The sequence below is a fragment of the Rhizobium esperanzae genome, from assembly GCF_002204185.1.
GTDB classification, from domain to species: domain Bacteria; phylum Pseudomonadota; class Alphaproteobacteria; order Rhizobiales; family Rhizobiaceae; genus Rhizobium; species Rhizobium esperanzae.
Window position 1 is genome coordinate 1 of sequence record NZ_MXPU01000037.1, and the last position, 20,698, is coordinate 20,698.

The 20,698-nt window shown below is 56.4% G+C and carries 15 protein-coding genes and 8 pseudogenes; 14 read left to right on the top strand and 9 right to left on the bottom strand.

Features of this window, described 5'->3' with window-relative positions; translation table 11 throughout:
• The 4 genes and pseudogenes from B5E41_RS29750 to B5E41_RS29765 all read right to left on the bottom strand — a co-directional run.
• Nucleotides 1-228 (bottom strand): transposase (locus tag B5E41_RS29750; protein ID WP_141098830.1); only part of this gene is annotated, 228 nt, incomplete at its 3' end.
• 660 nt (nucleotides 229-888) lie between these two features.
• Nucleotides 889-1,731: a transporter substrate-binding domain-containing protein gene (locus B5E41_RS29755; RefSeq protein WP_088397182.1), complete on the bottom strand. Its 843-nt coding sequence runs from the start codon at nucleotides 1,729-1,731 to the stop codon at nucleotides 889-891.
• Nucleotides 1,732-1,774: 43 nt separating this feature from the next.
• The gene (locus B5E41_RS29760) at nucleotides 1,775-2,539 is read right to left on the bottom strand and encodes an amino acid ABC transporter ATP-binding protein (RefSeq protein WP_088397183.1); all 765 of its coding nucleotides are present in this window, start codon (nucleotides 2,537-2,539) and stop codon (nucleotides 1,775-1,777) included.
• A 4-nt stretch (nucleotides 2,540-2,543) separates the two neighbouring features.
• Nucleotides 2,544-3,376: pseudogene (locus B5E41_RS29765) on the bottom strand (amino acid ABC transporter permease).
• A 1,202-nt stretch (nucleotides 3,377-4,578) separates the two neighbouring features.
• On the opposite strand from B5E41_RS29765, the gene B5E41_RS29770 reads away from it, so the two are divergent.
• The 6 genes from B5E41_RS29770 to B5E41_RS29795 all read left to right on the top strand — a co-directional run bounded on the left by B5E41_RS29770 (nucleotide 4,579) and on the right by B5E41_RS29795 (nucleotide 12,411).
• Nucleotides 4,579-7,053, top strand: coding sequence for a GcvT family protein (locus B5E41_RS29770; RefSeq protein WP_088397184.1), 2,475 nt, complete (start codon nucleotides 4,579-4,581; stop codon nucleotides 7,051-7,053).
• A 136-nt stretch (nucleotides 7,054-7,189) separates the two neighbouring features.
• Complete coding sequence (locus B5E41_RS29775; RefSeq protein WP_088397185.1) at nucleotides 7,190-7,939, top strand: electron transfer flavoprotein subunit beta/FixA family protein; 750 nt, start codon at nucleotides 7,190-7,192, stop codon at nucleotides 7,937-7,939.
• A 21-nt stretch (nucleotides 7,940-7,960) separates the two neighbouring features.
• The gene (locus B5E41_RS29780; protein WP_088397186.1) at nucleotides 7,961-8,905 is read left to right on the top strand and encodes an electron transfer flavoprotein subunit alpha/FixB family protein; all 945 of its coding nucleotides are present in this window, start codon (nucleotides 7,961-7,963) and stop codon (nucleotides 8,903-8,905) included.
• A 39-nt stretch (nucleotides 8,906-8,944) separates the two neighbouring features.
• Nucleotides 8,945-9,829 (top strand): formyltetrahydrofolate deformylase, encoded by an 885-nt coding sequence (gene purU / locus B5E41_RS29785; RefSeq protein WP_088397187.1) that lies wholly within the window; start codon nucleotides 8,945-8,947, stop codon nucleotides 9,827-9,829.
• A gap of 3 nt (nucleotides 9,830-9,832) precedes the next feature.
• Nucleotides 9,833-10,750 carry a bifunctional methylenetetrahydrofolate dehydrogenase/methenyltetrahydrofolate cyclohydrolase FolD gene (gene folD / locus B5E41_RS29790; protein ID WP_088397188.1) on the top strand — a complete coding sequence of 306 codons (918 nt, stop codon included), beginning with the start codon at nucleotides 9,833-9,835 and terminating at the stop codon, nucleotides 10,748-10,750.
• Nucleotides 10,747-12,411 carry an electron transfer flavoprotein-ubiquinone oxidoreductase gene (locus B5E41_RS29795; protein WP_088397189.1) on the top strand — a complete coding sequence of 555 codons (1,665 nt, stop codon included), beginning with the start codon at nucleotides 10,747-10,749 and terminating at the stop codon, nucleotides 12,409-12,411. The genes folD and B5E41_RS29795 overlap by 4 nt, the downstream gene beginning before the upstream one ends.
• A 110-nt stretch (nucleotides 12,412-12,521) precedes the next feature.
• On the opposite strand, the gene ectB is transcribed toward B5E41_RS29795, so the two are convergent.
• A complete protein-coding gene (ectB, locus tag B5E41_RS29800; RefSeq protein ID WP_088397201.1) occupies nucleotides 12,522-13,790 on the bottom strand; it encodes a diaminobutyrate--2-oxoglutarate transaminase in 1,269 nt (422 codons plus the stop codon).
• Between the two features lie 363 nt (nucleotides 13,791-14,153).
• Here ectB and B5E41_RS31110 point away from each other — a divergent pair.
• Nucleotides 14,154-14,298 (top strand): annotated as a pseudogene (locus B5E41_RS31110) (integrase core domain-containing protein); the annotation flags it as partial.
• Here B5E41_RS31110 and B5E41_RS31115 read toward each other — a convergent pair.
• Nucleotides 14,298-14,703: pseudogene (locus B5E41_RS31115) on the bottom strand (IS3 family transposase); the annotation flags it as partial. The pseudogenes B5E41_RS31110 and B5E41_RS31115 overlap by 1 nt on opposite strands.
• Nucleotides 14,704-15,474: 771 nt before the next feature.
• On the opposite strand from B5E41_RS31115, the gene B5E41_RS29810 reads away from it, so the two are divergent.
• The 5 genes and pseudogenes from B5E41_RS29810 to B5E41_RS29830 all read left to right on the top strand — a co-directional run.
• A complete protein-coding gene (locus B5E41_RS29810; RefSeq protein ID WP_176439521.1) occupies nucleotides 15,475-15,897 on the top strand; it encodes an SET domain-containing protein-lysine N-methyltransferase in 423 nt (140 codons plus the stop codon).
• 351 nt (nucleotides 15,898-16,248) lie between these two features.
• Nucleotides 16,249-16,527, top strand: a complete 279-nt coding sequence (locus B5E41_RS29815) for a hypothetical protein (protein WP_245303183.1) — start codon at nucleotides 16,249-16,251, stop codon at nucleotides 16,525-16,527.
• Nucleotides 16,508-16,648, top strand: coding sequence for an IS66 family insertion sequence element accessory protein TnpB (gene tnpB / locus B5E41_RS29820; protein ID WP_088397191.1), 141 nt, complete (start codon nucleotides 16,508-16,510; stop codon nucleotides 16,646-16,648). Before B5E41_RS29815 ends, tnpB begins: the two co-directional genes overlap by 20 nt.
• Nucleotides 16,649-16,773: 125 nt before the next feature.
• Nucleotides 16,774-17,058, top strand: a pseudogene (locus B5E41_RS29825) (IS66 family transposase); the annotation flags it as partial.
• Nucleotides 17,059-17,101: 43 nt separating this feature from the next.
• Nucleotides 17,102-17,521, top strand: a pseudogene (locus B5E41_RS29830) (IS481-like element ISRel2 family transposase); the annotation flags it as partial.
• Between the two features lie 17 nt (nucleotides 17,522-17,538).
• Here the strand turns inward: B5E41_RS29830 and B5E41_RS29835 are convergent.
• A protein-coding gene (locus tag B5E41_RS29835; RefSeq protein ID WP_088397192.1) for an IS3-like element ISAtu5 family transposase occupies nucleotides 17,539-18,728 on the bottom strand; the annotation gives its coding sequence in 2 pieces (ribosomal slippage) (nucleotides 17,539-18,476 and nucleotides 18,476-18,728; 1,191 coding nt in all).
• Between the two features lie 63 nt (nucleotides 18,729-18,791).
• Between B5E41_RS29835 and B5E41_RS29840 the strand changes: the two are divergent.
• Both B5E41_RS29840 and tnpC read left to right on the top strand, forming a co-directional pair.
• Nucleotides 18,792-19,121, top strand: a pseudogene (locus B5E41_RS29840) (integrase core domain-containing protein); the annotation flags it as partial.
• Nucleotides 19,122-19,809 (top strand): annotated as a pseudogene (gene tnpC / locus B5E41_RS29845) (IS66 family transposase); the annotation flags it as partial.
• A gap of 191 nt (nucleotides 19,810-20,000) precedes the next feature.
• Here tnpC and B5E41_RS29850 read toward each other — a convergent pair.
• Nucleotides 20,001-20,399, bottom strand: a pseudogene (locus tag B5E41_RS29850) (recombinase family protein); the annotation flags it as partial.
• Between the two features lie 3 nt (nucleotides 20,400-20,402).
• Nucleotides 20,403-20,582 (bottom strand): hypothetical protein, encoded by a 180-nt coding sequence (locus B5E41_RS29855; RefSeq protein ID WP_088397193.1) that lies wholly within the window; start codon nucleotides 20,580-20,582, stop codon nucleotides 20,403-20,405.
• Nucleotides 20,583-20,698 lie beyond the last annotated feature (116 nt).

The following is a 20,698-nucleotide window of genomic DNA, read 5'->3' on the forward strand; positions in this document are numbered from 1 at the left end:
CGGAACGACCTCCTCCTCGGCGGCCGTCGCCGTCAGTGCCCCTTGGGACGCCAGCTTGCGCCAGGCGAACAACTGGTTCGGCTGGATGCCATGCCGACGCGCGACGATGCTCACCGTCGCGTCCGCCTCATAGGTTTCGTGGATGATCGCGAGCTTCTCTGCCGTGCTCCAACGCCGCCGACGTTCCGGCCCGGCGAGGACTTCCATCTTAAAATTGCTGCTAGTCATATTACCAACATTCCTCCTACCCACTTAGCTAAGTGGCGGAGCATGTCCGGGCCTTTCGGGGGCTAATTCAGAATGCCTAAAACCCATGTCGTACTGGCCCCGTTTGCATTACCTCATATGTCCGCAGCTTTGTTGCCGATCGGACAGCACAGATGATGTGAGCAACGCGCAAAGTTCGCGAGTCCGCCAATGCGTTCGTGTGCACAACGCGACCCGAGCTAAGCGATTAGGCCATGTGTTCCGTTGGAAACGAGCCGACTGTACTTGGATTATCTAGCGGGATGTCTGTGGGGCATGACTGATTCTGTGGTAAGACTGGGAGGGCAAGGGTTCTGAATCGCCGCGGCGCGGATAAATTGGATCATTCTCAGCCTCCGTTGCGGTCGTTCCCGCAATTGCGCGGGAGCAGCCGTGAAGGAAACGGGCTGAAGCCGGAATCGCCCGGCCCCAATATCAATGGGTGATCACCTCGAACCGCCGCAGGAAAAACAGTTCTTATTGCAAAGCTGCCAAGAGGAACGCCGCCGATCCGCTCCACAGCCCTCCCAGACCCGGTATCGCTCAAGGCTTGCCCGTTGCCGAAACCGAAGCGCACGTGCCATCGAACTTCATGTCGGACGCCGTCAATCAAAAGCGTACATCCGAGCAATGAAAATCAAACTACTGCACGCCAGCGTTAATTTCGGCCTTGCCAATGTGACTACTCTCTGGAAGGTTCCACTTTTCGAGAAGCCGATCATAAGTCCCCTCCTCTATGAGTGTTTGTAGTGCGTCTTTCAATTTTTCGCCGAGTTCGGTATTTTCGCTTAGGAAGCCCATCCCATACATGTTACGGCTGAGAGGTTGACCCACAACAAGATATTTGTTGCTATCCTTTTGGTTCGCAACGGCAAGCGTTCCAGCGCCGTTGACAGCTCCCGCAACTCTACCCTGCTTGAGCAACAATAGATTATTTGCTGAGTTTTCTCCAAACGCAACATTGATGGCTGCCTTGCCATTTTTTACGCAATTTGCATCGCTCCAGGTTTTCACACGATCTGCCTGCGTCGGATCTCCGCGTGTAGTCGCTACACTTTCGCCGCACAGCTGCATAGGGTCGCCGTACTTATTAGCGTTTTCGCGTAGTGTGAAGAATACAAATGGTTCGTATACATAATCGACGAAGTTCAGGCCGCCTTCTCGCCGGTCCTTTCTATCGGTAACGGCGGTGCCGTAAAAGTCGACTCGACCTGTCTTTAGCGGTGCCAAGCTAAGTAATTGCGCATATGTAAATTCTGCCCATTCAATTTTCGCGCCCATCTTAGCGGCTATTGCTTCCGCAAGATCATGATCGAAACCCGCTAGCTCATTCGTCTTTTCATCCTTGTACGAAAACGGCGGATAGTAGGTAATCGTTGCCGCCTTCAGCACCACTTCTTCCCCTCCTGCCCACACGTTAAGCGCGAACAAACAACTTGCGGCCGTCACCGCACTAACCACAAGCCTATAATTGTTGGGCTTCATCGTAATGCCCCCCTTTCATTGGTCATACTTCGTTGGAGAGTCTTCAACTCAGCACTGCTGAGATGAACTTCAGCGTCCGTTCTTCGGTCGGTTGGACGAGCACTTGACGAGGCGAGCCGATCTCTACGATCTGGCCATGCTCCATAAACACGACTCGGTTGGCTACTTCCCGAGCGAATCCGAGTTCATGGGTGACAACGATCATAGTCATGCCCGTTTCCGCAAGTTTACGCATGACGGTGAGCACTTCACCCACAAGTTCCGGGTCGAGCGCCGAGGTCGGTTCATCAAACAACATTAGGGACGGCTTCATGGCTAGCGCGCGCGCAATGGCGACGCGCTGTTGTTGGCCGCCCGACAGCTCGATGGGATACGACTCGCTCTTATGGGCTAAGTCGACCTGCTCGAGCAGTGCAAACGCCTCATCGCGCGCAGTCAGGAACGGAACCTTGAGAACCTGGGTCGGTCCTTCGATTATGTTTTGCAGTGCCGTCATGTGAGGGAAAAGATTGAACCGCTGGAAGACCATTCCCGTCAACAGCCGCTGCTGAGCAACCTCTTGGTCGCTTAGCTCGTAGAGCTTGTTGCCGACTCTGCGATACCCAACAAGATTTCCGCCAACCCACAACGCACCGCCGCTTAGGGTTTCGATCTGGTTGATACACCGAAGGAGCGTACTCTTGCCTGACCCTGACGGGCCGATCAGACATACGACCTCACCCTTTGCGATCGTCAGGTTAATGTCTTTGAGGGCTTCAAAGGTTCCATATGATTTGCGAAGGTTGCACGCATGCAATATATGGCTCATGCGGTTATTTCCTCACCGGCGCTGGAGAAGTCCGGCTTGAACCGCGCGCGTAGTGCGCCTCTATTCTGCCCTGCAGAAGAGTAAGCACTGATACCACGACTAGATACCAAATGTGTGTGTGTGTGCAACAAAAAGCAGTTCGATGACTCGGTTGTTGGTGTAGTAGATGTTTGATGCTGCATAAATCACTTCGGAGTATTGGATCACACTCGCGAGGGACGTCCACTTCACCATACCGATGAATTCATTACCGATAGGGGGAACAACGAATCGCATCGCCTGCGGCAATATTATCCGACGCAGAGCGTGGAGACCGGTCATCCCTATGGCGCTTGCCGCTTCATATTGGCCTAGGTCAACCGAAAGCAGCCCGGCGCGAACAACTTCAGAGGTGTAAGCACCCTGTGCTATGCCGAGCCCGAGCAGAGCAGCAACAAACGGCGTCATAATATCCACCGTGCGCCACTCGACGAAGCCCGGGACGCCGATAGTAGGAAAAACGAGCGCTAGATTGTACCACAGAAGAAGTTGCAGAAGTGACGGGAGGCCTCGGAACAGCCAGATGTAGCCCTTGGCAGACCAATTGATAATTGGGTTCGTGGAGAAACGCATTATCGCGATGGCTATACCAAGTATGATCCCGATGACCATCGCGAAAAACGCAAGGATCATTGTGTTGGCAATTCCCCAAATGATAACCGGGGAAGTTAGATATCGGCCGCTGTAGCTCCATTCAATCTGACCTCGCGCAAAAGCGAGTACGAGCCACAATGTTACCGCCAGAATAGCGGCTGCACTCGCATAGCGCCAACCCTGCTGGCGAGGGACGCGTTCCAAACAGGAGGTTTCAGACGCGGTGACGCTCGCATTCGCTGTTCCAGCCGAGTTGTTTCCGGCGATTGTCACTCTTGCTCTCCATTAATCAGCCTCGTTGATGCGCGTTCGCTGCGCAAGGCGTTTATATCTGGACATCCGAAGCATTATAGCCGGCAGCGGCGCACAGTTCGTGCAATCGGGAGCGCGTAGACGCAGTAAATGTGCTGCAAAATGAGGGATTAAGTCTAAATTCTGCATGACCGGCGATTGACGGACGCAAACCGGTGCCGGCAGAGTGCACGGCGAGCATGATAACAGGACAAGCTAGTGACCCCCTGGTTGTCCCCTTTATGAGTGAACTCTTTTACGTCCCGATTCTGTGTTGGGCGAGTTGGAAACCGGAAAAGGGCGAGCCTCGGGGCCTGTATGCTGCGGTCCAGGTTGCAATCATTTCTCTAGTGCGGACTGCTCATCAAGGCGCTCATCGCGCAGCCGGTCATTGAGGCTATCAACCGAGCCGTTCTGCATTGGATTCCCGGTAAGTTGTAGGGGTCTAGCGCCACTCGAAAGCATGATGCACCCGCCATTTTGGATAGCGTTGAGGTCAGCTCGGTTCCGTTTTCGGACACGATCACGAAGGGATAACCCCAGTTAAAGGCTGACGGCCATCCTTTCAAGTTCGCGACCGACAAGCTCGCCGGAGAGCGAGTTGTCGAGCGCGGTGACAAGGCACTCAGACAAATAGGACATGAGAGCCCCTGCGGTCCCCAGGGCGTCGGAGACGAGGGCAGGCTCTGCGCCCAGCGGGATAACTCGGCGCTCGCGCCCCCAAGTTCAGCATTCCCAAGGTGGCCGCTGGCTATGGCCAAGTGCATGTAGCCGGACTTCGGAAGCACTGTAGATTGTGCGTCACTGAGACACTGTGTTTGCGGCATAGATCAACACGCCCTTCCGGGCGCCGCATGAACAACGTGCCAATCCGAATTAAAAGACGTCAATCGGCGACACATTGGCAGAGCGTTTAATCGCTGCAGGAAATGTGCGCAGGTTTGACAAGGGCCGGGTAAATCCTGCGCTGAAACACTCTAGTTCAACGCCTTCGACCGTCACACTGAGCTACCATAACAGTAACTTAGTTCCAGCGAAGCGCTCCACGGGGGTACGCTAGGGGCTTTTATGAGCTTCGGAAAACTCTGACCGTCTTTCCAACACAGGGATATGACATGATCTATAATACAAACGTGCGGCCAAGGGAAATCCCGCTCCGCTCCCACGAAATTGTTATTATTGGGGGAGGTATTGCTGGAGCAAGCCTCGCATACCATTTGACGAAGCTTGGGAAAAAGGACGTCGTCATTCTGGAGCGGCATTCGCTTACGTCCGGCACAACTTGGCATGCGGCGGGGCTAATTATGCAAACGCGTGGCACTCACGCGTTGACTGAAATTGCCAAATACAACGCTGAACTATATGCGTCTCTTGAGGCTGAGACAGGTCAAGCGACTGGGTTCAAACAGAACGGCACCTTGGGTGTAGCGAGGACTAAAGATCGCCTCCATGAAACTGCTCGTAATGCGTCGGTGGCAAAGAGCTTTGGGCTGGAGGCGCATATGATTTCGCCCCGTGAGGCGAAAGAGCTGTACCCAGCAATCGATTCTTCAATCATTGAAGGTGCCGTCTTCATTCCCAACGATGGCCAGACCAACCCAATCGACACATGTATTTCGTTGGCAGCTGGTGCGAAGAAAAACGGCGCAAAAATTCTCGAGCAAACCGAAGTGACCGACCTGTGGCGCACCCCTGAAGGTCTGTACCAGCTTCGAACGAGCCATGGGGTTGTCGAAGCCGAGATCTTGGTGCTCGCATGCGGCCTTTGGACGCGAGACCTCGCAGCCAAATTAGGCGCACGTGTTCCTTTGTTCGCTGCCGAGCATTTTTACGTCGTTACAGAGCCTATGGACTTTGTGAAGCCAACTTTGCCGGTTCTCAGAGACACCGACGGACACGTTTACGTTAAAGAAGATGCAGGCAAATTGTTGGTAGGTGCATTCGAACCTTGGGGTAAAGCGCTTCCCATGGAGAAGCTTCCCAAGGATTCAGCATTCATCGAATTGTGGGAAGACTGGGATCACTTCGAATTGCCCATGACGAAGGCAATCGAAATAATTCCTGCGTTGGAGAATGCCGGAATTGCAAAGTTTTTCAACGGACCAGAAAGCTTCACGCCCGACCTACTTTTCATGATCGGCGAAGTGCCCGGCATGAAGAATCTTTTTGTATCGACCGGATATAATTCCGAGGGCATCGAATTCGGTGCTGGTGCAGGTCGCGCTCTGGCTGAATGGATCGTTGCGGGGGCGCCACAGATGGACACCAGCTTCATCGACGTTGCGCGTTTCCATCCTTTCCAAATTAACAAGAGTTATTTGAGGGATCGGATACCCGAGGTGCTCGGCCTACACTACAAGATGCATTGGCCAGGCCACCAACCCGCAACCTCTCGCGGAGTACGAAAGAGCGCGCTTCATGACAGATGGGCGAGACTCGGGGCTAGCTTCGGTGAAGGAATGGGCTGGGAGCGGCCGATGTGGTTCGCTGGTGAAGGCGAAACTACGGATAATATCTATTCCTACGAACAACCGAACTGGTTCAAGAATACCGAAGCGGAGTGCTTGGCGGCACGTTCGGGTGCGGTCCTGTTTGATCAAAGTTCATTTGGAAAGCACCTAATTCAAGGTCGTGATGCCTGCAACTTTCTACAGCGGCTTTGTGCCGGGAACGTGGATGTGCCGGTCGGCAAGCTCGTTTACACCCACATGCTAAACGAGAAGGGCGGCATTGAAACAGACGTCACGGTCAATCGACTATCGGAAACCCAGTTCCTAGTTATTTCGTCCGCTACGGTCCATCCGCGCGATAAAGCGTGGATCTCGCGGCATATAACAAATGAATGGAGTGTCACTCTTACAGACGTCACATCTTCGTACGCGGTGCTGTCGCTGCAAGGCCCGAAGTCGCGCAACATATTGAGCAAGGTTACCCCCGCAGACCTAACCAATGAAGCTTTTCCCTTTGCCACTAGCCAGGAAATTGATGTCGGGTATGCCCGCATCATAGCAAACCGGCTCACCTACATAGGGGAACTCGGCTGGGAGCTTCATGTCCCGACGGAAATGGCTCAACATGTATTCGACGTGCTCTGGGAAGCTGGTAAGGAATTTAATCTAAAGCCAGCTGGATATCACGCGCTCGAACATCTGCGCTCTGAGCGGGCATACCGAGAATACGAACTTGATTTAACACCGGTCGATACTTTGCTTGAGTCGGGGCTCGGGTTCACAATCGATTGGAGCAAGGCCGGTGGCTTCGTTGGTAAAGAAGCCACAGCAACACAGAAGGCTTCGATGCCGCTGAAGAAGCGGCTGATTTCCTTCAAGTTGCGAAACCCGAAACCCGTGCTTTTTCGAGAAGAACTAATTAGACGCGATGGAAAAATCGTCGGCTACATTTCGTCAGGAGTCAAAAGCTTCACTCTCGGTACCTCGATCGGACTGGGTTACGTAAACGATCCAAATGGCGTGACAAAGGAACTGCTTGAGAAGAGCAATTGGCAGATCGAAATCGCCGGCGAATTCTACGACGCAGACGCTTCCCTCCAGGCCTTTTTCGATCCTACCGGAGAGCGGCTAGGACGATAGCGTCTGGCTTAGAGCGAGAGCGCTTTGAAGTGAAGGCGCATTCGTCAATCGATGGCGCAGCTGATTGGCGGTGTCAGATTGCTTGCGCGACGACGCAACTCGACGCGTCGTCGCTTGTGATGGAAGGTTTCTGGAAGTGAAAATCATAGTTCCTGTTAAGCGAGTTGTCGACTACAACGTCAAGATTCGTGTGAAGCCAGATGGCACAGGCGTCGATCTCGCGAATGTGAAGATGTCGATGAACCCCTTCGACGAGATCTCGGTCGAGGAGGCGCTCAGGCTGAAGGAAGCCGGGAAGGCCGCGGAGGTGATCGTCGTCTCGATCGGTCCGGCCAAGGCCGAAGAGACGCTGCGCACGGCGCTTGCCATGGGTGCCGACCGCGCCATCCTGGTGGAGACCGACGATGCCGTCGAACCGCTCTCCGTCGCTAAGATCCTGAAAGGCGTTGTCGACGCCGAACAGCCGGGTCTCATCATCGTCGGCAAGCAGGCGATCGATGACGATTCCAATCAGACAGGACAGATGCTCGCAGCGCTGCTCGGCACGGCCCAGGCAACCTTCGCGTCGAAGATCGAGATCGGCGACGGCAAAGCGCAGGTGACGCGCGAGGTCGATGGCGGTTTGCAGATGATCGAAGTCAAGCTTCCAGCCGTCGTCACATCAGACCTGCGTTTGAACGAGCCGCGCTACGCCTCCCTGCCGAACATCATGAAGGCGAAGAAGAAGTCGGTCGAGAAACAAGCTCCTGCCGACTTCGGCGTCTCCACCGCGCCGCGCCTGAAGGTCTTGAAGACCGAGGAGCCGTCCGGCCGCAAGGCGGGCGTCAAGGTCAAGTCGGTTGCCGAGCTGGTCGAGAAGCTGAAGACCGAAGCCGGCGTCCTCTAAGGTTCGAAAGGAAACATCCCCATGGCCATACTTCTCCTGGCTGACCACGACAATGCCAGCCTTTCCGACCAGACCGCCAAGACGCTGACGGCGGCAAGCCAGATCGGTGGCGATGTCGCCGTTCTCGTCGCCGGCAAGGGCGCCGATGCTGCCGCCGATGCTGCCGCCAAGCTCTCAGGCGTCTCTAAGGTACTGCTTGCCGAAAACGACGAGCTTGCCAACAATCTAGCCGAGCCGCTGGCTGATCTGATCGTCTCGCTGGCCGCAGGCTATGACACGATCATCGCCGCCGCCACCTCGACCGGCAAGAACGTGCTGCCGCGCGTGGCAGCTCTCCTCGACATCGCGCAGGTCTCCGAGATCATCGAGGTCGTCTCATCAGACACCTTCAAGCGTCCGATCTATGCCGGCAATGCCATCCAGACGGTGCAGTCGACCGACGGCAAGAAGGTCATCACCGTGCGTACGGCCTCGTTCGCCGCAGCAGCGGAAGGCGGTTCCGCTTCCGTCGAAGTGATCCCGGCCGCTTCCGATCCGGGCCTCTCGACCTTCGTTAAGGACGCGCTGTCGGTCTCCAACCGCCCAGAACTGACCTCGGCGAAGATCATCATCTCAGGCGGCCGGGCACTCGGCTCGGCGGAGAAGTTCAGGGAAGTCATCCTGCCGGTGGCCGACAAGCTCGGTGCTGCCGTCGGCGCCTCGCGCGCTGCCGTCGATGCCGGCTACGCGCCGAACGACTGGCAGGTCGGCCAAACCGGCAAGGTCGTGGCGCCTGATCTCTACATCGCTTGCGGCATCTCGGGCGCCATACAGCACCTCGCCGGTATGAAGGATTCGAAGGTAATCGTCGCCATCAATAAGGACGAGGACGCCCCAATATTCCAGATCGCTGATTACGGTCTCGTCGCCGACCTCTTCGAGGCTCTTCCTGAACTCGAAAAAGCGCTTAGGGATTTGGCGCCGTAGCCAAGTGACCGCTGAGGAAAAACAAGATCGAGGAATGTTATGCCGTCCTATGTTTTGACTATCACCTGTAAATCCACGCGAGGCATTGTCGCCGCGGTGACTGGTTACCTCGCCGATATCGGCTGCAACATCGTCGACAGTTCCCAGTTCGACGACTTGCATACTGGCCTCTTTTTCATGCGACTTACTTTTCTTTCAGAAGTGGGGGCGGATCGAACGGCAATCACGGAGGGCTTTGTTCCGGTTGCCGAAAAATTCGGCATGACCTACGGGTTCAACGACAGCGAGGAGCGCATGAAGGTGCTGCTGATGGTGTCGCGCTTCGGCCATTGCCTCAACGACCTGCTCTATCGTTGGAAAATCGGCGCCCTGCCGATCGAGATCGTCGGCGTTGTCTCAAACCATTTTGATTATCAGAAGGTGGTCGTCAACCATGACATCCCCTTCCACCACATCAATGTGACTAAGGAAAATAAGCCGCAGGCCGAAGCTCAACTCGTCGAACTCGTCCAGCAGACCGGCACCGAGCTCATCGTGCTTGCTCGCTATATGCAGGTGCTTTCCGATGCGCTGTGCAAGAAAATGTCGGGCCGGATCATCAACATCCACCACTCCTTCCTGCCGTCGTTCAAGGGCGCCAACCCCTATAAGCAGGCCTATGGCCGCGGCGTTAAGCTGATAGGCGCCACCGCCCATTACGTCACCGCCGACCTCGATGAAGGCCCGATCATCGAGCAGGACATCGCCCGCATCACCCACGCCCAGAGCGCTGACGACTATGTCTCGATCGGCCGCGACGTCGAAAGCCAGGTGCTGGCCCGCGCCGTGCACGCGCATATCCACCATCGCTGCTTTATCAACGGCAACCGCGTAGTCGTCTTCCCGCCGAGCCCGGGTTCATACGCATCCGAGCGTATGGGCTGAGCCATGAACGCCAGCGTGATCGATGGGAAGCAAGTTGCTGCTTCCGTAATTGATGCCGTCAAGTCCGCGACAGCTGTCTTGGGCGTGAACGGCATTAAACCTGGTCTTGCCGTCGTGATCGTCGGCGACGATCCAGCGAGCCATGCCTATGTTGCTTCCAAGAGCAAAATGGCCGAGGAGTGCGGGTTTCTTTCCATTCAACACACTCTGCCACAGGCCACCACTCAGGCCGAAATCGAGGCACTCGTGACAGCGCTCAATGCCGATGCGGCCATCCACGGCATCCTCGTACAATTGCCGCTCCCTAACCACTTGAACTCAGAACCGCTCATCCAATCAATCCTGCCGGAAAAGGATGTCGACGGCCTGAACATCGTCAATGCCGGCAAACTCGCGTCCGGTGATCTCGAGGGCGGTCTCATTTCTTGCACCCCGGCCGGTGCGATGGTCTTTGTCCGCCAGACCCATGGCGAGGATCTTTCCGGGCTCAATGCTGTCGTCATTGGACGTTCTAATCTATTCGGCAAGCCGATGTCGGCGCTGCTCCTCGCGGCCAATGCGACGGTAACGACCGCTCACTCGCGCACTAAGGATCTGCCGACCGTCTGCCGCAATGCCGATATTCTGGTTGTTGCCGTTGGACGCCCTGAGATGGTGAAGGCCGATTGGGTTAAGCCCGGCGCGACAGTGATCGATATCGGCATCAACCGTGTGCTGGCGCCGGAAAAGGGCAAGGGCAAGACCAAACTGGTTGGCGACGTCGCTTTTGCGGAAGCTGCCGAGGTCGCAGGCGTCATCACTCCGGTTCCGGGTGGTGTCGGCCCTATGACAATCGCCATGTTAATGGCCAACACCGTCATTGCCGCTCATCGCACGTACGGCAGGACACCACCACGGTTTCGAGGCTGGATTGACGAATGAACGAAGATATCGAACGAGCCGAACGTGAGAGCATGGAATTCGACGTCGTGATCGTCGGCGCCGGTCCGGCCGGTCTTTCAGCGGCGATCCGGCTGAAGCAGGTCAACCCGGAACTGTCGGTCGTCGTCCTGGAGAAGGGGGCCGAGGTCGGCGCCCATATCCTCTCGGGCGCCGTGGTCGATCCGATCGGCATCGACCGGCTGCTGCCCGGCTGGCGCGACGAGGCCGATCATCCTTTCAAGACGGAAGTCACATCAGACCACTTCCTGCTGCTCGGCCCGGCCGGCTTGATCCGCCTGCCGAATGTGCTGATGCCGCCCTTGATGAACAATCACGGCAACTACATCGTCTCGCTCGGCAATGTCTGTCGCTGGCTGGCGACGAAGGCGGAAGAGCTCGGCGTCGAGATCTATCCAGGCTTTGCCGCAACCGAAGTGCTCTACAATGATAAGGGCGCGGTGATCGGCGTCGCCACCGGCGACATGGGCATCGAGAAGAATGGCGAGCCCGGCCCGAACTATACCCGCGGCATGGAGCTGCTCGGCAAATATGTGCTGATCGGCGAAGGCATGCGCGGCTCGCTTGCCAAGCAGCTGATCGCCAAGTTCGATCTCTCGAAGGACCGCGAACCGCAAAAGTTCGGCATCGGCATCAAGGAACTCTGGCAAGTCAAGCCGGAGAACCACCGCCTCGGCTTGGTGCAGCATTCCTTCGGCTGGCCGTTGGGGATGAAGACCGGCGGCGGCTCCTTCCTCTATCACCTCGAAGACAATCTGGTTGCCGTCGGTTTCGTCGTCCATCTCAATTACAAGAATCCCTATCTCTACCCCTTCGAGGAATTCCAGCGCTTCAAGACCCATCCTGCCATTCGCTCGACCTTCGAGGGCGGCAAGCGGCTGTCCTATGGGGCGCGCGCCATCACCGAGGGCGGTTACCAGTCGGTGCCGAAGCTGTCCTTTCCCGGCGGAGCGCTGATCGGCTGTTCGGCCGGTCTGGTCAACGTGCCCCGCATCAAGGGCAGCCACAATGCGGTGCTGTCGGGCATGCTGGCGGCCGAGAAGATCGCCGCCGCCATCGAAGCCGGCCGCAGCCATGACGAGGTCACCGAGATCGAAAACGAATGGCGCAAGGGCGACATCGGCAAGGATCTGAAGCGGGTCAGGAACGTCAAGCCGCTCTGGTCGAAGTTCGGCACGGCGCTCGGCGTGGCGCTCGGCGGTCTCGACATGTGGACCAACACCCTGTTCGGCTTCTCGTTCTTCGGCACGCTGAAACATGGCAAGACCGATGCGCAAAGCCTGGAGCCGGCCGCAAACCACAAGCCGATCGCCTATCCGAAGCCGGATGGCGTTTTGACCTTCGACCGGCTGTCCTCGGTGTTCCTGTCGAACACCAATCACGAGGAGGACCAGCCGGTGCATCTGCAGGTCAAGGACATGAGCCTGCAGAAGCGTTCGGAACACGATATCTATGCAGGCCCGTCGACGCGTTACTGTCCGGCCGGGGTCTATGAATGGGTGGAGAAGGACGGCGAAGACACCTTCGTCATCAACGCCCAGAACTGCGTGCACTGCAAGACCTGCGACATCAAGGACCCCAACCAGAACATCAACTGGGTACCGCCGCAGGGCGGTGAGGGGCCGGTCTATCCGAACATGTGATCGTGCGGCCCGATATCCGGTTTGGGCGCCGCGAACGGCTCCGCACGCGATGCGCGTCGACAACGAGAGAAAGCGTTTCCGGACATTTTCTCGTTGCAGCCATGATGAGTTCAAAGTATATCACCACAAGCCGTTTTCATTGTTTCGGCCAAAGACTCCTCGAATATTTCAAGGCCTTGACTTAGCGTCTCGGAGTCGATCGTGAGAGCCGGTAAGAACTTTATGACCCGACCAAAAGGTCCGCAACGTTCGACGACTAATCCCTTTTCAAATGCTGTGCGTGCAACTGCCCTTGCGATTTCCGCCACTTGGCAATCAAACCCATAAGCCATGCCCCGCCCGCGAACAATAAATCTCTTTCCATGCCTGCGTGAAATGGCCTCAAGTCGGCGGCGCATAAGTTCTCCCGTTCGCTGAACACCCTTCGAAAACGTCTCATCCCGCCAATAAAGATTCAAGGCTGCGGTTGCGGATACGAGTGCCAGATTATTTCCTCGAAATGTGCCAGTGTGCTCTCCTGGCTGCCATGCGTCGACCTCTTCTTTGATCAACAGTATCGATAGTGGTAGGCCGTATCCGCTTAGCGATTTCGATAACACGATGATGTCTGGCGACAACCCTGCAAACTGAAAGCTAAAGAATTCACCTGTACGACCACAGCCCATCAGGACATCATCAACTACAAAAAGAGCCCCTGCATCTCTTGCTATGGATTGGATTGACTGCAGCCACTCCTTGCTCGCTACGTTTATACCGCCCTCACCCTGTATAGATTCGATCAGGACGGCAGCTGGAGAATCGATTCCACTGCTCTGATCCTGCAACATCTTTCGCATATGATCAGCCGTATCAACATATGGCCCCAAATAGCTATCATAGGGCATCAAAGTAACTCCGAGCTTAGAAGCCCCGCCGGCCTTGCGATCGGAAAGCTTACTCGCCGCAGCAACAGAACCTAATCTAATACCATGATATCCATTCATGAACGAAATTATATTTCGACGTCCTGTGACTTTGCATGAAAGCTCTAAGGCCGCCTCAACGGCATCACTACCTGTTGGCCCCGTGAATTGGAATCGGTATTTCGGATACCGCTCCCGAAGTAGGACCGAGCTGAAAGTTTCCATAAATTCGAGTTTCGCAGGAGTGGCCATGTCAAGTCCGTGGACCACTGCATCCAATGCTAGGTATTCCGAAATAGCCGCTTTGATCTCGTGATTGTTGTGACCGTAATTGAGTGCTCCCGCACCAGAGAGAAAATCGATGATCTTTCGACCATCCTCCGTTAACATGATAGAGCCGCGCGCTCGACTGAAAATAGTTGGAAAGGATCGCGAGTATAAGCGGACATTTGATTCAAGGGTTTCGAAAGCCTGCATGCCACGAGAACCGGCAATCGCTTCACTCATGATCGTCTCCTGTGTAAGCAATCGGGATCGAGGAGCTTTCTTTCGGAGTGTACGCAACAGGACCGGGCGGTGGCACATGGGGCCTATGTTGTCAGCTTCTACTTCTCGAACGGCTCTACGAGATACCTGAAAATCACAAGAAGCGAACTACTCACGCTAGTAGTTGTCTAAGAATTGGAGTTGATGTTCGGTTCTGTTATGGATCTCAATGCGACAATCAAGAGCGACAAAATCCTCGGTCACTGGCGGCTATGGCATTCACACATTTGCCTATGCAACGGTGGCCCGATTTTCTTGCTGCAAGCAGGAGGGTTAAGCGGTAGGTGATTTGAGCCGGGAAAGCCGATGCAGAATCGATCGCTATGTCGAGAATTTCAACGGGCGCATGCCCGACGAGCATCTCAAAGAAATCCTCTTTTTCGGCCTCGACCATGCCCGAAGCGCTATTGCTGAACGGGCCGACGACAACCACTTCCGGCGAAACCTCCTTCCGCAAGCGAACTGTCGTGAATGAAATCCAGCGACCAGCGGGCATTGGCCTTCAACTTCGACCAGGATCGGTGCGCGCGTGCCGACAGCGCGCCAGGTATTCCGCTTGCGAACAGAAAGCCTTCTTCGCGATAGAGCCGGTAGATGGGGTTGCCCCGGACGGGCTCTCCTTCCCGCCGAAGCAGGACGAACAGCCGCCGGTAGCCGAAACGCCGGCGCTCGGTTCGAATGATAGCGGATGCCTTGCGGTCGGCGGATATGATCTGGCATGCCCGCCGTTCCAAAAGACCATTACGGTCCTCAGATGCGTGACGGCGTCACGCTTGGTGACAGATCCTACCACTAATGGAATGGTCCGACTCGCCCTCTCCCGCGTCTTAAGGCGATCGATCAAAAGGAGATTACAATGCCCCGAACGCAATTTGCCGCGCCCAGCGCCTGTCTACGGATTTGATATCGGTCAGATATCCACGTCGTCGGCCTCGGAAGCGGTGGCGCGCCGGTTCAGAAGGTTCGGTTCCGACGTGATATGCTGCTGCAGTTCTTCGAGCGCAGCGCCGGCGATCTTGGGGATCGAATCATGCGCTGGATCTCAGTAGGTCGCCAGGAAGATACAGGCGGTCAAACATAGGGTGCGCTTGATCCACCGCGCAGTTTGTGAAGCCCTACGTGAAGTCGAACAAGACCAACATCATCGATGCGGAGGCGTCGCTGAGGCAGCCGCCCGCCCAACGACGCGAATTGCTGCACCCAAGGGCAGAACAAGCCGACTTCAGGCTTTGCACCGGATGCGAGACCATGCTCGACCGGCGGAAAGCATAAGCTGCTCGGCATCAGCAAGAGTCTTATTCTCGCCCCATCTCCTCGATGGTCGCTCAATCTAGGCACGCGTCAGAATCGGCGACGCAAGTATAACACCATCTTAGCACGTGTAGCACCCACGCATATTGGCAGGTATGACCATTTTTAGGACGAGCTATTATTCGCCTCGAAACGCAAACCGGCTGCAGCTCCGCAAAGGAGAATTGCAGCGAGAAAAGCGAAGCCTGGTAGGCAAATACGAATCCTCGGCTTCTTTGAAGGCCGCATGATGCGGCCGGAAGCGCAATGGCCGCCAGTGGTGAACTCAATGAAGAATATTCCAATGGTAAGCACCGGAGAGCACATGATGGTCAGCAAGATCTTTGATCGCAGCAACGTGGTGTACGTGAGAAATGTTCCAGGAAAAGGTCGGGGAGTATTTGCCAATGTTCCGTTCAAGGTTGGGGATTTAATCGAGAGCGCTCCGACATGGGGATTTGATAAAGTGGCGGGAAGCTTGGTAGATAAGACAGGCTTATTTGAGTACTACTTCGTGCGTCAGGGTCGAAAACACGAGAAAGCTCCTGCGACAGGATACGTGGTCTTCGGCTTTATCTCAATTGTGAATCACTCTTTGAAGCCAAATGCACGAATAGTTTGGGCTGATGAAGAATCCGGCGCGTGGGCCAGCATTGTCGCAATCAGAGACATATCGGCGGACGAAGAGATAACGCACCGCTATACAAATATCAGTGCTTACCCTCTTCATATAAATTTCGTTGAATGAGGCAAAGATGATGCGCGGTCATACAGAACTACTTGATCGCTCGTCGTCCGCTGGAAGTGGTGTAAGTGATCAAAGCCGGCACCTACACCATTCCCAGGGACAATATATCGGGTTCGCCAATCTATCAAGGCGGATTGCCAGGGAAACAGCTGATTAGCGGCAAGCGCGGATTTCTGCGCACCTTCTGAAGCGCAGTGCTCTGAGGCATGAAGTGTCCACCAAAATAGGTGGACACCAAGTCGAGTATGAAGATGCTCCTAAACAGCAGGTTCGGCTTGTTGGTCGCGGCGGCCGCCGTCGATATGACCAAAGCCCGGCGTTTCGGTCTCTCGACTGGCGCGGGAACACGGCGTGAATGCTGATCTCGTACGCAAGTGGATGAAGAAAAGCAGAGAGGAGCGTCCTTCGCCCTTGGTCGCGGCGTTCGTTCCGGTTCAGGTTGCTCGGGATATGCACTCGGCTTCTACCGGCGATTTACTGACGAAGACCGAGCCGTTAGGCAAGCGCTCTCATGCATCCAGGGTGAGCGCGCTCCTGCCAAACGGGGTTAGCCTGACGGTGGAGTCCGACGATGTGGATGGGCTGGCAGCAATAATAGGAGCGTTGGGTCATGTTCAGACTGGGCGCTGATCTCAAGGTCTACCTACATCGCGAGCCGATCGACTTCCGCGCAGGCATCAACAGCCTTGCGGTTTTGGTGCAGGAGGTGATGGAGCTCGATCCCTTAGCTCCTGCGGTCTTTGGCTTTTGAAATCGCCGTCACGACCGGATGAAGCTCCTGTTCTTTGATCGGTCCGGTTTGTGATGGTCTTGAAGCGGCCGACTGAGGACAAGTTCCGGTGGCCCCGCCGGGAGGTGCCGGTCGTTGTGCTGACGACAGAACAGCTTCACTGGAAGCAGAATGTGCGGTTCAAGTACGCTTGCCGCCATTGCGACCGCACCAGGATCAACACGCCCATCGTAATCGCCCCGATGCCGAGGCAACCCCTGCCGGGCAGCATCGCTACCGCCTCGACCCTGGCCTTCGCGCTCGTCCACAAATACGTCGATGGCACACCGCTCTATCGCGTGGCGCAGACATTCGAGCCGGCCGGCGTTCCGATCAGCCGCGGGGTTCTACCTGTGAGCTTTCGGGAGGTTGTCCATTCAAAGCGGATTTAGGAGACTGGAGCTATCACACCTCGAGTCGGAAGGATCGCCGCGAATGAACATTCATAAGAATGCCCGACTGACGCCGTTGCGCCGGGAACAAATGGCGCTTGCTGTTATCGAAGGGCATCTGACCCAGGCTCAGGCAGCACAGGCCTATGGCGTCGCGGCCAAGATCGTCGCCCGTTGGGTCGAGCGTTTCAAGGCCGGTGGTCGAGAGGCGATGCTCGATCGTTCCTCCCGACCTCATGCCATGCCCCGGCAGACCAGTCAGGCGCTGGCGGAGCGCATCATCACGCTTCGCCGCCAGCGCCTGACTGGCAAGCACATCGCGATCGAAACCGGTGTATCTGCAGCGACGGTGAGCCGGGTTCTCAAGCGCGCAGGCCTCTCCCGCCTCAAGGATATCGAGCCGGCCGAGCCTGTGCGTCGTTATGAACGCCAGGCTCCCGGCGAGATGATTCATATCGACATTGACCTGCCACTGAACTTTCATCCGGCAGCGATTAGAGCCTCGGCAGTTTTTGATACGCCAAATGGCGCGGTGTGAGCAACCGGCGGAAACGCGAAGCTTCCATATTGCGTAGCGTTGGAGCCGGTTGCGGCGATGGTTCCGGCATAGGCTGCCGGGGTCTGGTATCCGAGCGATGAGTGCGGCCGGAAATGGTTGTAGTCGTCGGCCCATTCAGCAATAGCGCTGCGGGCATGGTCGAGACCGAAGAACAGGCTTTCATTCAGCAGCTCGTCACGCATGCGGCCGTTGAAGCTCTCGACATAGCCGTTTTGCATTGGCCTTCCTGGTGCGATGTAGTGCCAGTCAACCTTGTGATCTTTCGACCAGGCGAGGATGGCGTTCGAGGTGAGTTCTGTGCCGTTGTCCGAAACAATCATTCCCGGCTTCCCCCGCCGTTGTATCAGTGCCGTCAGTTCACGAGCCACACGTCGGCCGGAGATCGAGGTGTCCGGGATTGCCGCCAGGCATTCGCGCGTGACGTCGTCGACAATGTTGAGCACGCGGAAACGTCTGCCGCAGGCGAACTGATCGTGGACGAAATCCAGCGACCAGCGGGCATTTGCCTTTGCTTCGACCAGGATCGGCGCACGGGTGCCGACAGCGCGCCGCCTGGCTTTCCGCTTGCGAACGGAAAGACCTTCCTCCCGATACAGTCGATAGATGCGATTGACGCCGGACGGCTCTCCATCGCGCCGAAGCAGAATGAACAGCCGTCGGTATCCGAAACGCCGGCGCTCATTGGCCAGATCGCGCAGCCTCAATCGCAGCTCGACTTCCGGCGGTCGGCAGGATCGGTAGCGGATCATCTTGCGGTCGGCGGATATAATCTGGCAGGCCCGCCGTTCCGAAAGCCCCATGACGGCCTTCAGATGCGTGACCGCGTCACGCTTGGCGGCGGGCCCTACCATTTTTTTGAAAGAAGCTCGCGGAGCGCGGCAACGTCCAGCATCTGCTCGGCCAGCAACTTCTTCAGCTTCGCATTCTCATCTTCGAGCGCCTTCAAACGCTTCGCCTCGGACACTTCCATGCCGCCGTATTTGGCCTTCCAGTTGTAAAACGTCGCTTCTGAAATTCCGTGCTTGCGGCAAAGGTCGGCGGCCCTTGCGCCAGCCTCCTGCTCACGCAGCACACCGATGATCTGCTCTTCCGTAAATCTCTGCTTCTTCATTCGTCCGTCCTCGGATGGGCCGGACTCTAATCAATTCTGGAGGAAATTCGCAGTGGCAGGTCAGGGATCGCGGTCGAGCGCGTCATGACCGACAATGGTCCCTGCTACACATCAAAGCCATTCGGCCAAGCTTGTCGCGACAACGGCCTCAAGCACGTCCGCACCAGACCATATACGCCTAAAACCAACGGAAAGGCCGAACGCTTCATCCAGACCGCCCTCAGAGAGTGGGCCTACGCCGTCGCCTATCCCAACTCGGACATGCGCGCCGCCGAACTGCCACGATGGCTTCATCGCTACAATTGGCACAGGCCTCACGGAAGTCTAAACTCAAAACCACCAATCACTAGGCTCGCTCTTACCCAGGACAACCTGTTGAGGCTCCACACCTAGCTCGTTGGGTCTCGGCGAAAGCATCTGCATCGCATCTATGACGCTCTGAAACTGCGGCTTCGATCGCAGCCTCTTATACATGGCAATGAGACGACGGTTCAGGTGCTGAAGGAAAAGGGAAAGGAGGCCACCAGCAACTCTTATATGTGGGCCTATCGCAGCAGCGAGGACGGTGACCAGCCAATCGTATTGCTCGACTATCAGCCGGGGCGCGGCCAGGCCCACCCGCAGACCTTCCTTGGTGATTACCGCGGCATATTGGCGAGCGATGGCTACACCGCCTGGCGCACATTGCATGGCGCAACCCATGTCGGATGCATGGCCCATTCCCGGCGTCGCTTCGTTGAGGCCTTCAAAGCCAGAAAGAAAGGCGGCGGCCAGCCGGAGCAAGCGCTCAGGTTCTTCGAGCAGCCTACCGGATCGAAAGGCAGGCGCGAGGCGAAAGCCCGACAACGGTGAAACGCCGGCCGACTGCATTCACCGCTTCCGGCAACAGCACAGCTTGCCTGTCCTGAACTCTCTAAAAACATGGCTCGACGATATCGCGCCGAAGGTCGTGCCGGACACCAAGCTCGGCGATGCCGTGTCCTACACCCTAAACCAGTGGGATTACCTGACACGCTACACCAGCGAGGGCAGGATGCCGATCGATAACAACATTCTGGAGCGGGACATCAGAGTTTTCGCCGGATATGAGTCATTGTGCACTCCCTCTTTAAGTATCTGTAAATATTGGAAGCTTCTCCGTGTCAGCAATGCGACACGGGCGGCCCTTTCGGGCTATAGCGGTCGCAAAATCCGGGTCGCTGTCCCGGATCTGATACGGCGCGCCGGGAACCACCTGTTGGCAGACAACACGTTCGTCTTGATCAGACGGCGTATCCGATGGTTAGTTACACCTAATGCCGCCGCAGCCTCTGTCATGGTCAGCCATTCGCCGTCTTTGGGCCGGCATGGATTGTAGACACCGTCGTAGTCTATGACGCGGGCTTCCAACAAGGCCGCAAAATTCGAGCAGATGATGCCAATCACGTCCGTTACGTGAAGCCGTGATGCATCGAAGCAGGCGACGAGACGATCGAACCGGGGGCGGGCGACAGTTCCGCTGGCGGAGCGTCCGAGGTCGTCATCGATGAGAATGTCGCTGAAGCCGCGCTGTCGCGCGACGTCAACAAGATCATACTGCCGTCGCTGGCTTTCCAGATTGGTCATGACCTGCGACTGCGTGGATTGCCGCACGTAAACGATGGCCTTGCGCGCGAGTAACGCTGCCGGCATTAATCAGTGCTGGTCATCGTTAAGCTCCTCGACAATCAGGCCGGCGGCCTGCATCAGCAAACAAGCCAGTGTTGCTATCGCCTTCTTGTGCTTTTTGTCGCTCAGTCCGTCGATCGTTGGGGCTTTGAATATCAGGTCGAGCTGCCGGTGTGACGCCGGCACCAGCGTATTGCGGGATCTCATCGTCTTCCTCCCGAGTGATTCTACGTCCACTTCGGAAGAGTGCAGGCTTGTCGCCGCCGGTGACCAGCCTGTGCAGTTCGATCAGCGCCGCAAGATCGACGCGTGCAAGTGACCCA